Here is a 14,528-nt window from a genome sequence, read left to right as displayed (position 1 = left end):
GCCTGCTCGCGATAGCGGTGGGTCAGTCAGAACATGAGTGACTGACACTCCCTCATCGCGAGCAGGCTCACTCCTACAGGGTTATGGGGTGTCTGGTTGATTGGCGGGATGAGCCTTGATGAACGCTGGATGTTCAGCCGCCAGTGCGGCGACCCGGCGGATTTTCGGGTAAGCCTCCAGCGAAACATTGAACCGCTCAGCCGCATACAACTGCGGAATCAGGTACACATCAGCCACGCACGGCCACTCGCCAAAACAGAAGCCTTCGTCACCGATCAACTGTTCCACCGTCGCCAGCCCCTGGCTGATCCAGTGACTGATCCACTCGACCACCTGCGGCTCGTCCTGCCCCGACTGGCGCAGGCGATTGAGCACGCTGACGTTGTGCAGCGGATGCACATCGCACCCGATCACCGCCGCCACGCCGCGCACATGGGCACGGGCGACAAGGTCCTCCGGCAACAGTGGCCGCTGTGGATAACGTTCCTCCAGGTATTCGATGATCGCCGGCGACTGAATCAACAACTCACCTTCGTCAGTGCGCAAGGCCGGCACCCGGCCTTGCGGATTGATCGCCAGATACGCCGCTTGCCGATGCTCGCCACCCGGCGGTGCGATCAGATTGATCGGCAACGCCTGATAGTCGAGCCCCTTCAGCGCCAGCGCGATTCGTACTCGATACGACGAGGTCGAACGGTAATAGGTATAAAGATCCATAAGCAGCTCCTGTCAGCGCGCCGCCAGCACTTTGCCGCGGCACTCGCCGAAGCCGATCGAAGCAAAACCATCACGGGCACAACGTGCGCGCAGAATGATTTCGTCACCGTCCTCGAGGAATTTACGCACCTCGCCAGAGGCCAGTTCGATCAGTTTTTTACCGCCCTCGGTGATTTCCAGCAGGCTGCCGAACTGGCCGTTTTCCGGGCCGGACAAAGTGCCCGAACCGAACAGGTCACCGGCCTGCAACTGGCATCCGTTGACGCTGTGATGCGCGACCATTTGCGCGACGGTCCAGTACATGTAACGGGTGTTGCTCAGGGTCAGGCGATGGGCCGGCAGGTTCTGCTCGCGCATGGCTTCGGTGAGCAGCAGCACTTCCAGTTCGATGTCGAAGGCTCCGCCGTCCTGATCACGCTTGTCGAACAGATACGGCAAAGGTTGCGGATCACCATCAGGACGCTTCGGCTGCGCGGTGCGGAACGGTTCCAAGGCTTCAGCAGTTACAACCCATGGCGAGACGCTGGTGATAAAACTTTTCGACAGGAACGGCCCCAGCGGCTGGTATTCCCAGGCCTGGATATCGCGGGCCGACCAGTCGTTGAGCAGGCAGAAACCGGCGATGTGATCAGCGGCATCACCAATGGCGATCGAATCGCCCATCTCGTTGCCCTGGCCGATCCAGATGCCCAGTTCCAGCTCATAGTCCAAGCGCGCGCACGGGCCGAACACAGGCTCGGTCTGACCGGCCGGTAGCGTCTGGCCTTTCGGACGGCGCACGTCGGTGCCGGATGCACGCACGGTGGAGGCGCGACCGTGATAACCGATCGGTACGTGCTTGTAGTTCGGCAGCAGCGGGTTATCCGGACGGAACAGTTTGCCGACGTTTTGTGCGTGTTCAATGCCGACATAGAAATCGGTGTAATCGCTGATGCGTGCCGGCAGGTGCAGTTGGCAATCGGCGGCCAGGGGCAGCAATTTTGCACCTTGGGCTTCGATGTTGCCGCGCAGGGTGCTGCCTTCACTGAACAGTTCCAGCAGGCGTGTGCGCAGGGCCACACGTGCCTCGCTACCGAGGTCGAAGAACGCGTTCAACTGGCCGCCGTGCATGGCTTCGACGGCGCTGCGCGCGGCACCGTCAAACAGCCCTGCCTCCAGCGCCACTTGCAGATCGAAGATGTGGTCGCCAATCGCCACGCCAGCGCGCGGCAGCGCACCGGCGATGCTGAATACGCCGAGCGGCAAGTTCTGCAGCGGGAAATCGGTGTGGTCGTTGGCCGAAGCGACCCAACTGCGGGTGATGGAATTCTGCGTCATGGATTATCTCCGGGTCGGGTCGAACGTGGCGGGCAACGTGGCCCAGCAAGCGTCGTAAGTGGATTGCAGTTGCGGGCAGTCGAGGGCGAAGCGGCTTGGCCGCAGCACTTGGCTGGTCTCGAACATGAAGGCCATGGTGTTGTCGATCTTGGTCGGTTTCAGTTCAGCGTTGATCGCTTTGGTGCAGGTCTCGCCATCCGGGCCGTGAGCGCTCATGCAACTGTGCAGCGACGCGCCGCCGGGCACAAAACCTTCAGCCTTGGCGTCGTATTCGCCCTGGATCAGGCCCATGAACTCGTTCATCAGGTTGCGGTGAAACCACGGCGGACGGAAGGTGTTTTCGGCGACCATCCAGCGCGGCGGGAAGATCACGAAGTCGAGGTTGGCCAGACCGTGCACGCTGGTCGGCGAGGTCAGCACGGTGAAGATCGACGGGTCCGGGTGATCGAAGCTCACCGTGCCGATGGTGTTGAAGCGGCGCAGATCGTATTTATACGGCACGTTATTACCGTGCCAGGCGACCACGTTGAGCGGCGAGTGATTGAGTTCGGTAGCCCACAATTGGCCAAGGAACTTCTGCACCAGCGTGGTCGGCTGTTGCAGGTTTTCGTAGGCGGCGACCGGGGTCAGGAAGTCGCGCGGATTGGCCAGACCGTTACTGCCGATCGGCCCCAGATCCGGCAGGCGCAGCGGCGCGCCATGGTTCTCGGCGACATAGCCACGTGCTTGCGGATCGAGCAATTCAACGCGAAATTTCAGCCCGCGTGGCAGTACGACGATTTCCAGCGGCGCCACGTCCAGCACACCCAATTCGGTGGCGATGCGCAGACGGCCGAGTTGCGGCACCAGCAGCAGTTCGCCGTCGGCGTTGAAGAATACGCGCTCCATCGAACGGTTGGCGACGTAATTGTAGATGCTGATACCGGACGGTTTTTCCGCGCCGGCGTTGGCGGCCATGTTCACCAGTCCGTCGATGAAATCGGTCGGTTCGGCCGGGATCTCCAGCGGGTTCCAGCGCAGGCGATTGGGCGTCACTTCACCCATGGGGCCACCGGCCAGTTGCCGCTCCAGTTTGACGAAGGCCGGGTGATTGGCCGACGGCTGAATGCGGTACATCCAGGTGCGCCGCGCTTCACTGCGGGTCATGGTGAACGCGGTGCCGGAAAACAATTCGGTGTAGAGACCGTACGGGGCTTTTTGCGGGGAGTTCTGGCCAACGGGCAGCGCGCCGGGCAACGCTTCAGTGCTGAATTCGTTGCCGAAACCGGACTGATACGCCAGCGCCTGCGCGGTTGAATCGAGGTTCATGGAGCCTCCTGAACAGGGAGTCGGCAGTGGCCCATCGCTCTGGCTCAGAGGTTTCGGCACGCCGGGGTTGTTATTATCGTAATTCGATTACGCATAACGTAATTTGCTCGCTATCCAGCGTCAAGCTATAAAGACGCCCATTCGTTTCGGAACCCGGCCGCACCATGGAAAAAACCAGCGACAGCAACGGCAAACAGAAAGTCCGCTCCGCCGAAGTCGGCACCGACATCCTCAAGGCCTTGGCCGAGTTGTCGCCATCGACTTCGTTGTCGCGTCTGGCCGAACATGTGCAGATGCCGGCGAGCAAGGTTCATCGCTATCTGCAAGCGTTGATCGCCTCGGGTTTCGCCGAGCAGAACACCGCGACCAACCACTACGGTCTCGGCCGCGAAGCGCTGCGTGTCGGCCTGGCTGCACTCAACAGTATGGACGTGCTGAAAGTCGCCGCCCTGCCGCTGGCCGAACTGCGCGACGAACTCAACGAAACCTGCTTTTTGGCGGTGTGGGGCAATCAGGGCGCAACGGTGGTGCACATCGAACCTGCAGTGCGCGCGGTGACGGTGGTGACGCAATTGGGTTCAGTGCTGCCGCTGCTCAGTTCATCGACCGGACTGGTCTTCAGCGCCTACCTGCCGCCTCGGGAAACCGACGATTTGCGCGAACTGGAAATCGCCGCTGTCGATCATCCTTTGAAGGACGAAAAAGCCTACACGACGCTGTGTGAACAGATCCGCGAACGCGGTCTGCATCATGTGCATGGTTTGCTGATGCCGGGTGTGGATGCGTTATCGGCCCCGGTGTTCAACGCCGTTGGCCAGGTCGCCGCCGTGCTGACCATTGTGGGCCCGACCTCGCTGTTCCACGCCGACGAAAACGGCCCGGCGGCGCAGCGATTGCTGGCGGCGACGCGGGCCGTGAGTTGGCGGATGGGATATGAACGATAAATCCGCAGGCTAAGAGCGCTCGAAACGGCTCAACGAACCGTGGTCTTGCTCAATGCGGAACCAGCATCTTCCATCAGTGACTTGAAGAAACCGCGCAGCTCATCCTGTGGGTCCTGGTGGCCGGTGTAATACGTAACGAGTTCCGCGACTGTCCGAGCGTCTTCAAACAAACTGAGGAACGAGCGTTGCGCACGAGTAAGTTCTTTAACCGGTGCGCCCGCCGCCGCAGCCTGACCCAATGTCAGCAGTTCGCTCAATACATCCCGTACATGTCCAAGCGCAGCGGAGTAATCACCCCGTCGGTGCGACTGCGAAGCGTCGTAGATGCTTTTCATCATCTGCACAGCCACCACGACAGTGCCCACGGGAGGCACCAGCAGGCTTATGATGTTCGCGGCCTTCAACAGGTTGTCGTAAACAAGACCGGCGATTATTTCATTGAGACTGGTGGTGCGTTCGTCGATATCACTCAATACACGGCGCACTCGCTCGTCATGGAAAGTGAACAGATCAGGCAATAACGAACGCTGCTGCGTGCGAATAACCGGTTTGGTATCGACGGTTGCGACCAGATTGTCGAAATAGTCGTTGATCACCTTTTGGTCGACCAGCAGTACCCGCTGGCTGTAGTAGTCCCGGAACGGGCCGTATCGAAAACGAATCGAAGGAATGAACTCAGCGATTGGCCGGAAGCTGACCAGATCCGGCGCGTCAGGCGTATAGAGCAAATCGAGAAACCCTGAAGACAACTTCAGCCGGAAAATATAAACGCCGCCCACCGTACGGTCCCAGGCAGTCGTCAAACCCAGCGTACCGATATTGAATTTATACAGCCCGACATCACCTTCGGTAAGGCTGTCCACAATTGACTGATAGCCGCCACTTTCTTTCAGATTATCGATAGTCCGCTGGATAGCAGAGAAAGACTCTATTGACAGTCTGCCATTGGTAAAGTCGGCCAAAGCACCGCAGTACATTTCACAGCGAATTCTTCGCGCGTGTACTGCGCGCCTGAACGCGTAATCAGGATGAGCCTTGTTCTGATATTGCGCTTTCAGCATCGCGGCATATCTGTCGCCGGGACGGAAAGTTTTCGACAGCGAGGACAGGTCTCGGATATCCAGTTTTTCAACGCTGGGATGGCCATTCACCAAATAGTATTTCGGGCTGAATTTAGTTTCGTAAGCCGGATGCACCGCTTCAAAGGCGAGTCCCTCGAGCAAAACATCGGTAACGCTCTTACGAAACGCTTCGGTTTGAACAATGATCTGGTCGGGGTTGACCGAAACATTGCTCCCACGAATACGCAAAATGTCTTCTATCTGAGCTTTCACCGAGTCATAAGTGAACTGCTCGAATGTCGGAAAACCATTATCTCGTGCATCAATCGTAGACAGTGCCTTGAGTTCGGTTGTCAGACGCGAATAGCGCTTGCGGCCTTCGATACCAAGCGCCCGATAACTTGCCGGTGCAATGGCCTTGCGCAGGGCAACTTCGGCTCGGTAAGCGATATTTACGTAGTCTGCCAACGGTGCCTTGAGATTCAGGCCAAGATCGACCGGCCGGCCATCGAGCGTGTAGCGGTAGTTCAGCTGTCTGGAATCGCTGCCGAGCAACTTACCTGCTTCTTGCAGGTAGTCTGGATGGATCAGCAATGCAGCGTATTCACGATCTGCGGACAATGCTGTCTCCAGCCAGCGGTTCGCCGCGTAAACATCGGAAAATTTCAGCAGTTCAAATTCACCACGAGGCGTTTTGACCAACATCAGCGACGGTACGTATTCCCTGGCCGAAATAATCAGGACATCTTTTAAAGCGGGTACTTGAGCACTGATTCTCAATCCCTGAATAGTCACCGAAGGGTCATTGGCCATGGCTCGCGCGATGATATTCGCATCGGTGGAGTCCAGCTTTCCGGAGTGGCGAGCAACAAAAACTGCAAACTCCATCTGGCTGAAGAGGTAGTTGCGGTAGGCCTCCTGGTAATCAATCGAGGGCGAGGAGGCAAGGCTGCTGGTAAATTCCAGTCGCAGGTTGCGATTCTCCAGCCACTGCTCGAGCGCCACCGTCGTCAGCCGACTTCCGTCGGGAACGCCGATGATAGTCAGCGCGGCTTTATAACCATTGTCATGCAGTCCAAAAACGAGAAATTCCGTCAGCGTTCGGGTGTCTTCCTGTTCGACAGTACGTCCGGCAATTTGCAGGGTGTACGAGCTATGGACACTTATTGTTTCTGGATCAAGCGGTTCCCCGAGCGTCCTGTCCGCCCATTCGGCGAACGTACGCACCACATAATCCTTAAACGAAAAGTACGCATCGAAGACGGTTGAATAAGCAGTCTGGTATTCATCCCTGGATTCCTCAAGCTCCTTGTATCGCTGTTGAATATCGCTACCGGCGGCATGGAGCCAAAGCGGCCAGTCGGTGCGTTTCAATGCAGCCCAAAGCAGATAGAAGCGAGTGTCGATACCGTAGCGCAGCACGTGCAAGCCTTGATTCTCCTGCAGCACGGAGGTGAGCGGACTTTCCAGTTGTTCCCGGCCACCGAGCAAGGATGACACGCTTTCCAGCTGGCCCTTGAGGTGCGTCTCTACGCAGAAGGCGTGAGGACTTTGTGTGGCTTTCAGGTATCGGATCTGGTCGCTACCCAAAGACAACCGCTGCTGTAGTTTGCTGTGCAGCTCGGTATTTTTTTCAAAGAACTCGAAGCCGTTTTCCGGCGTGTGCATGAGGTAAGAGGTCGACTCGTTGACTAGCCGCATTTCTGCGTCCGGACGCTCGGCGTTGTCCAGAACGAAACAGGGCAGGAGCGACAGAAGGTAATCCTGCGCCGGTTGCAACTTCACTTCGAACACTGCGCGACCGGCGTTTGCGTCGAGCAGATGGGCGAATCGCTCACCCAACCGGGCATCAAAAATCCGGGCCATGACTGACAGGGACAGCTCTGCACTCGTGACTACGGCGTACGCTTCGATGAAAGTTTGCTTATTCGACAGCGGTGCAGTGTCCCGGCGAATGGTTTTCGCTGGCGCCGCCCAGAACTTTGCGATCTCGGTTCGCAACGTTTTTTCCAGTCCGGCAGCTACAGCAGCGATCAGGTCTTCGACAATAAGCGTATTCAGAACATTGACTTTGAATTGCTCACTGAACGTGTCCGGCAGAAAAAAAACGCCATCGCCGCCCATTATGTAAGCGGGGCTGACGTTATTATTCAGACAATGAACAGTGACGTCCCAAAGAGTGCCCGAAGGTCGATTTTCATTGGCGGGGAAAGCAGGATCCGTATTGACATAGACTTTGTCGATATCGACTGTTTTACCCAAACGCTTTAATTCACTTTCAAGCATGTTGCGAAGAATATCCAGCACGCTTGGCATGGCGTCGATGATCTTGAATAGACCTGCTTTTGCCTGGCTTGCCTTTTCCCACTCTTCAACCCACGTAACTTGTTCACCCAACGAACCACGCATCAAACTTTTAAATAACTTAGCCACAACATCTCCTTACTTGACTATCCAGAGCTGCGAGTGCAGCCACACAGAGGGTCGCAAGGTAGTTTCTTTTTCAATCAACATGAAGCCCGAACAATTTACAAAACATGCCAACAAACAACCACAACCATTGACACCATAAGAAAATCACAACACTAAACCAATATCCCCATAAACTTTGCTTTTGCCACAGCCTGAGTTCTGCGCTCCACACCCAACTTTCCGTTAATCCGTCTCGCATGTGTTTTTACTGTATGCAACGAAATAAAAAGTTGTTCTGCAACTTGCTGATTCGAAGCACCTTGAGCAATCAACATCAGCACTTCACGCTCACGCCGGCTGAGGCCCGACTTCAGATCACGGTTATCGCATTGCCTGGCAGGAAACTGCTTGGCAGACACCGTTCCGAGACTGCCTCGGCGTAATTCCCACTCCCGCATGGCGTGCTGCAACTGGCAGCGTTCCACCAGCATTCCGGCACGCTGGAAAGCTTGCTGCGCCGCCTCCGTGTCACCGTTCGATTCGGCCAACTGGGCGAAGGCCAGCAGCAACTCCGTTTCCGCCGTCAACATGCCTCTGGCCTGGGCCTGATTCAGCAATCGTTCAATGGTTGGCAGACAGTTTTCATCCGGATTCAACTGCGTATGCGCGCAGGCCAGCAGGTATTCAATGCGGATAATCAGCTCGAATGTCGCGGGCGGCGCCTGGAGTGCAGAGGGTCCACGGTAATGCCGTAACAGCCGGCCCAACGCCTCTTGCACCAATTGCGGTCGCCCCTGCTGCAACCAGAACTGGCTGCTGACCTGAAGCACGACACCGCGATAGACCGTATCGGGAATCTGCCGCTGCTGCATGACCCTTTCGGCCTCGCGCAGGCGCTCGAAAGCGCAGGCATAATCGCCTCGATTACCGGCCAATTGAGCCTGCCCGAGGTAGCCATACAAGACCCGCTTGTCTGCACTGCGCAAGCAATCTTCAAGGCCTCGGCTGAACAGATCCGCAGCCTGCTCTTCAAGCCCCATGCACAGCGCCAGCCGTCCTCGTCGCAGGGCAATTCGGCCCAGCAGCGGCGTGGGCACCAGGGTGCGCTGGCGCAGCAAATGCTCAATGTCCACCAGCAGACTTTCGGCACGCACGGGCGCTCCTCGCTGCTCGAGCCATTGCGCATGATCAAGCTCGAGCAACCCTTCGAACAACAAGGAGCCATGCGCGCGCGCCAGGCACAGCGCCTCGCGGTTGAGGGCATGGGCCTGATCGAGTTCACCGCACAGTAACGCCTGCTGCGTCAGTCCCGACAGACACATCAGACGGGCCTGCCAGGCATCGTCGGTCAGGGCTGACAATGCCTCCTGAAAACAGGCGCGCGCCGGCTCCATTTGCCCCTGCAAGTGGCAGAGCCAACCTTGTTGCGCCTGCCAACGTGCCAGCAGTTGCTGCTCCAGATGTCCCGTCGGCTGTGGCATGAAGCGGACGAGATGGGCCATGCATTGCGCGGCCTGTTCGAATCGGCCGGCGAACAGTAATGCCCCGGTGACCAGCCCGATCAATTGCGGTGTCATCAAGGTCAGCTCGCGGCTTTGCTGCTCATGCAAGCGCAACAGCAGGACGACCGTCTGGTCTTCCAGCAAATCCTCGAAGCTCAAATGCTGCAACAGGCTTACGGCCGTTTCGTACTCTTCGGCCAACAACGCTTGTTCGAACGCTGCTCGCCAATCCTGCACCGCAGTGAACCACTGACAGGCGCGCCGGTGCCACGAACGCGCACACGGCCAATGCGACTCCTGCATGATTCGCGACAGCGGGCGAAAGACCTGCAGCCAATCGGCGGACTCCTGCCAAGGCTCGATAAAGCAGCCCAGCACTTGCAGATCATGCAATAGCTGTGCGCCTTCGCCGGGGCCGAACAAATGCTCGCATAATGGCGCGTTGAACCGTGGCAGGTGAGCCAGAACACGCCATGCCTCATCCTGCTCTGGCGTCAGGTTGCTGAAGAGTTCGTGCTGCAGATAGTCGAGCAGGGTGTCGACACGCTGTTGTGGCTGCAGGTTTTGCGACCAGTCGCATTTTTGCAGGAGCGCCATGCGCGCACCCGCGCACCAGCCGCCGGTACGCTGGATGATACGGGCGGCGACACGGTCCGCCTGGTCTGGCGGTAAATGGCGCAACACCGGTACAACCTCATCGTGGGTCAGTGCCAGGCTGGCGCGCTCGGATTCGTAGAGTTCGTCATCGAGCAACAGGCGCGGCCAGTTGCACTGCGGCCGGCGGCGAGTGCTGATCCACCAGGTGAGCGCCGGGCTGCTGACCGCCAACAAACGATCCAGTAAAGCATCCAGAGCCGGATCCGGCAGACGACTGTAATCGTCGATAAACAGCGAAGTCGTTCTGGACCAACGTGCCAGCTGCGCCATCAGTTGCGTAGCGTCAAGGTCTTCGATCAGTCCGAGCGCCCGAGTCAGACGCAGGCAAAACTCCTCGCGGCTGAGCGCTGCTCCCGCCAGCGGCAGCCAAATCGTCTCGCAGTCTGCACGCACCTGCAGAAAACATTCGCTGAGCAGTGCGGTTTTGCCACTACCAGCGGGTGCGCACAACAGCCTGACCCGCGCGTTCGAAGCCAGAAGAGGCGCACTCAAGCGACTGCGAAGCTGATGATGTGAAGAAAGTCTGGGCAAAAATCCGGGTCGATCCAGGCACGGGGTCATGGCAGTCATCGAGTGAGCCTTCTTATCGTTGTGCGCTCACCCTAGCCCTCTCCCGCGCGCTTGTTGACGAGTATTCAGCGCGCTGATTGGCGTCCATAAAAAAGGCGACCGAGCGGTCGCCTTTTGTGCAACTGATGTATCAGAACCGTTACCGCACACCCTCTGCACGCAAGGCCGCTGGCGTGTAGTCGGCAGCCTTGGCTTCGAAGCCGAATTCGTAACTGTGCTTCTCTTCGTTCTTCATCCCCAAGGCAATGTAGCGACCGGCAATGATGTCGTAGAGCGCTTCCAGTGTGTATGCCTGTGCCTGATGCTCGTAGTGATATTCAGAGTGGCCTTCGGCTACGCGCCAGAGTTGACCGCGACCGTCGTAGTGGTCAGCCAGTGCAACCTGCCAACTGTCCTCGTCGATATACATGTGGCGTTTGGCGTAGATATGCCGCTCATTCGGTTTGACGGTGCCGATCACTTCCCAGACCCGGTGCAACTCATAGCGCGTCAGATCCTGATTGATGTGCCCGGCCTTGACGATGTCGTCGTACTTGAGCTTCGGCGAATCGAGTTTGTAGCTGTTGTACGGGATGTACATTTCCTTCTTGCCGACCAGTTTCCAGTCGTAGCGATCCGGTGCGCCGGAGAACATGTCGAAGTTGTCTGAAGTGCGCAGGCCATCGGCAGCGGTGCCCGGACCGTCATAGGCTACTTGCGGCGCACGACGCACGCGGCGCTGACCGGCGTTGTAGATCCACGCCAGGCGCGGTTCCTTCACCTGATCGAGGGTCTCGTGTACCAGCAATACGTTACCGGCCAGACGCGCTGGCGCGGTCACCGACTGCTTGAAAAAGGTCAGCACGTTGGCGGCTTTTTCCGGATCGATATCCTTGATAAGTTGCGGCACGGCGATCTCTTCTTCGAAGCGGATCGGCGTATAGCTGCCGTTGGTCTGCGGGGTCACCTGAGTGATGATGCGTTTGACGTTGCCGCCGTGGTAACGGGTGATGTGGTTCCACAACACCTCGACGCCGTTCTTCGGAATCGGGAAGGCGTAATAGCGATTGCCGGTGAAATTGGCCAGGCCGTTACCGTCGTTGATGGTGGTCACGTTGAGCGCACTGCGCTTGGCCGATTCGTAGATTTCCGACGGTGCGGCGACGGTGCGGTGAGTCGGATAGACCGGGATCCTGTAGGTTTCCGGATAGCGCTTGAACATCGCTACCTGGCCATCGGAGAGCTTGTCCTTGTACTTGTCGACGTTGGCCGCGGTGATGGTGAACAACGGTTTTTCATTGGCGAACGGGTCAGCGAGAAAGCCTTTGCTGTCCACCGCTGCAGCATTTTTCGGGATGCCGCCGGTCCATGCCGGGATAGAGCCATCGGCGTTACCGGCCTTCTCGGCACCGAGCGGCGTCAGGCTGGTGCCGAGCTTGTTGGCCTCATCCGGCGACACCGCCGCCATCACGTTGGCCGCCAGCAGACTCAGGGCCAGCACGCCACATTGCAGAATCATTTTGCGCATTGCAGTCATCCTTCTCGGGCAGATCAGAAGTTCACGCCGAAGCTCAGGGCCACGAAGTCACGGTCTTCGAGGACGTTGTAGTCGCCACCGAAAAAGTCGGTGTAACTGAGGCTCGCGGTGTAGGTGTTGCGGTAGTCGGCATCGACGCCGACGCTGATCGCTTTCGCGCCTTCGTTGAACAGGCCGTTGGGGCCATAACCGGCGACGTCATGCGACCACGACAGGTTGGGTTTGAGGTTGATCCCGCCGATCACGTTGGCGTAATCGAGGATCGCCCGGGCGCGGTAGCCCCACGAGGTCGAGGTCACGAAACCGTCGGTGTCGCCGCCAAAACCGTACTGCCCGTAAACCGAGTCGCGGCCATAACGCAGCTTGTTGCGCGACTCCAGGCCACCAACCCTCACCACCGCGGCTTCACCGACCAGGGTCAACCGTTGAGCGCCCCAGACCTGATCGAAGAAATGCGTGAGCGTGCTCTGGATCTGCGTGACTTCTTTGCGCCGATAGCCTTTGTTGTCAGAGCCCGGCGACGTCGAAAGTGGCGAAGCCGTACCACCGGCAATCGGGTTGAGCAGCGCCAGCGTCAGGTCATTGGTGTTGACCTGAACCGGAGCATTCGGGCGATAGCTGATCTCACCGGTCCACGCGGTGCCGGTGGGTAGCGTGGTGGAGAAACTCGTGCCGTACAGACGAATGTCTTCCGGGTATTCGAGGTAGTACTGGCCGCGTCCGAGCATCACGCTCTGGGCCAAACCGGAACCGCTGCCGGGGGCCAGGCCATTGGCGATGCCGACCATGCCCGGCAATGCTGCCAATGTCGAAAGACCGGCCGTCGTAGTGCCAACCGTCGGCGTGCGGCTGTGGTAATTCATGAAGTAGAGACCGTATTCGGTGTCGTCCCCGAGCCAGCGCAATGCCGTGCCCCACTGCCCGGAATCCCGCGCATCGAGGTCGCCGCCACGGGGGATCACCACACCTTCGCGAGTCACTTGAATGCCTTGGCCAAAAGCCTGGGTCAGCGGGACAAACGGTGCGATTGCCGGGTTGCCGACGGTGTAGCCGTTGTTGCAACCGTCCGCCGCGACGTCGACTCCGAAAAAGGTGCCGCAGTTGTCGAGAACGGTCTGGTCCCACTCCAGTTGGTAGAAACCTTCAACGGTCAGTTGATCGGTCAGGCCTTGCGAGCCAAACAGCATGTTGACCGGAATCAGGCCTTCCTTGATCTCCGCACCGGGACGACGAAACGCCGAAACGTCGATCGGGTTGATGCTGTTGATCGAGTTACCGATGAAGGTACTTTCGCCCCAGCTCACGACCTGCTTGCCCGCGCGCACGGTGCCCGGCAGATCGGCGATGGAATAGTTGTGATAGACGAATGCATCAAGGATCTGCGCGCCGGAAGATTTCGCGCCTTCCTTGCGGCCGCTGTCGCTGATCGGCTTGAACTCGCGGTCTTCGTCCTTCAGCTCGAAGTCATACCAGTACTTGCCACGTACGAAGACGCCGGTGTCGCCGTACTTGAGTTCAAGGTCGTGAATACCTTTGAAGATTTTCGAGAAGGTCTCGCCCTTCTTGAAATTCAAACGCCCGTCATCACCGGTCGAGGATTGCCCGGTACCACCATTGACTGTGCCGACCAGCGATTTGTCGGCATCGCGCATGCCCCAGCTCGCGCCGATCGACAGCGACGAGTCGAAGGTGCCCTCGATTTCGCCAATGTTGAACGCAACCGCTTGCGCCTGGGCGCAGCAACCCAAAGCCACCGCGGCTGCCAGCGCCTGCGGTGTGAAGATGGCGCGCATTGTTGTTTTTGTCATGCGTCTTCCCCGGTGAGTGACAGAAGGCCCCACCCTACTGCCGGGCAACCGCGTCGATAAGCGCACCAAGGAGGTATTCGTATTGTCGCTCGAAAGGATGAATGTCCTTGCGGGACGGGGCTTTGCGCCGCTCATGGATCGGCTGGATGAACGATCATCAGTGCCACGCATGGTGCGCATGGGTTCGTGGGACTGTTGCATGCCCCGCAACAGTGCATGTCCGGAATCGGTATTTTTCCTACGCGCTCAAGACCTTATTCTGAACGCGCTTTCACGGGACACGCCGTAACGCACGAAGCCAACTCCGCTGAATGACTGAAGCGATTGGCAACAGATTTCAGATAAATCGAAAGTTCGGTTTATCGCCCCGGTGTTCACTGACGTTGATTTGTAGCTCCTTGATCCAACGTCTTACCTTGGCCGCTGCGTTTGCAGCGGCCTTTTTTATGGCCGTTGAAAAGCCGTTTCCTTAACCCGCGAAAACTTTCCGAGAACAACGTCGGACCTTTCCTGCGGCGCAGAAGAATTTTCCCCGCTTTGTTATTGATCTGCGAAAACCCTCTCGTAACAACGCCCTGTTACTGACGGGCTTCTCAGACTTTGTAACCGCAACTCTGTTGTAACTTGAAACACCTCAACCCTTCGCTGGTGGCAAGGACGTCACCAACCGGCCGTGCTTATTTGCCAGCGAGTTATCACGCACATTCAAAAGGACA

The 14,528-nt window shown here is 58.1% G+C and carries 8 protein-coding genes; 1 reads left to right on the top strand and 7 read right to left on the bottom strand.

Going from position 1 to position 14,528, the window contains the following annotated elements:
- Positions 1-81 precede the first annotated feature (81 nt).
- The 3 genes from maiA to hmgA are packed head-to-tail and all read right to left on the bottom strand — an operon-like array spanning position 82 to position 3,342.
- Positions 82-717, bottom strand: coding sequence for a maleylacetoacetate isomerase (gene maiA, locus QOM10_RS04895; protein ID WP_150749534.1), 636 nt, complete (start codon positions 715-717; stop codon positions 82-84).
- 12 nt (positions 718-729) lie between these two features.
- Positions 730-2,034 carry a fumarylacetoacetase gene (gene fahA, locus QOM10_RS04890; protein ID WP_316917688.1) on the bottom strand — a complete coding sequence of 435 codons (1,305 nt, stop codon included), beginning with the start codon at positions 2,032-2,034 and terminating at the stop codon, positions 730-732.
- A 3-nt stretch (positions 2,035-2,037) separates the two neighbouring features.
- Entirely contained in the window at positions 2,038-3,342 is a 1,305-nt protein-coding gene (hmgA, locus tag QOM10_RS04885) for a homogentisate 1,2-dioxygenase (protein ID WP_160038340.1), read from the bottom strand.
- A 164-nt stretch (positions 3,343-3,506) separates the two neighbouring features.
- Here hmgA and QOM10_RS04880 point away from each other — a divergent pair, with 164 nt between their 5' ends.
- On the top strand, positions 3,507-4,286 hold the full coding sequence (locus QOM10_RS04880) for an IclR family transcriptional regulator (RefSeq protein ID WP_127925872.1): 780 nt from the start codon (positions 3,507-3,509) through the stop codon (positions 4,284-4,286).
- A 29-nt stretch (positions 4,287-4,315) separates the two neighbouring features.
- Here QOM10_RS04880 and QOM10_RS04875 read toward each other — a convergent pair whose 3' ends face one another.
- The 4 genes from QOM10_RS04875 to QOM10_RS04860 all read right to left on the bottom strand — a co-directional run bounded on the left by QOM10_RS04875 (position 4,316) and on the right by QOM10_RS04860 (position 13,812).
- Positions 4,316-7,780: a dermonecrotic toxin domain-containing protein gene (locus QOM10_RS04875; RefSeq protein ID WP_316917687.1), complete on the bottom strand. Its 3,465-nt coding sequence runs from the start codon at positions 7,778-7,780 to the stop codon at positions 4,316-4,318.
- 152 nt (positions 7,781-7,932) lie between these two features.
- Positions 7,933-10,488, bottom strand: a complete 2,556-nt coding sequence (locus QOM10_RS04870; protein WP_316917686.1) for a LuxR C-terminal-related transcriptional regulator — start codon at positions 10,486-10,488, stop codon at positions 7,933-7,935.
- Positions 10,489-10,627: 139 nt separating this feature from the next.
- Entirely contained in the window at positions 10,628-11,995 is a 1,368-nt protein-coding gene (locus QOM10_RS04865) for a DUF1329 domain-containing protein (RefSeq protein ID WP_127925869.1), read from the bottom strand.
- 23 nt (positions 11,996-12,018) lie between these two features.
- Positions 12,019-13,812 (bottom strand): DUF1302 domain-containing protein, encoded by a 1,794-nt coding sequence (locus tag QOM10_RS04860; RefSeq protein WP_316917685.1) that lies wholly within the window; start codon positions 13,810-13,812, stop codon positions 12,019-12,021.
- Positions 13,813-14,528: the final 716 nt, after the last annotated feature.

The sequence above is a fragment of the Pseudomonas sp. P108 genome, assembly GCF_032613195.1.
In the GTDB taxonomy this organism is placed as follows: domain Bacteria; phylum Pseudomonadota; class Gammaproteobacteria; order Pseudomonadales; family Pseudomonadaceae; genus Aquipseudomonas.
This window is presented reverse-complemented; position numbering and strand designations above follow the sequence as displayed.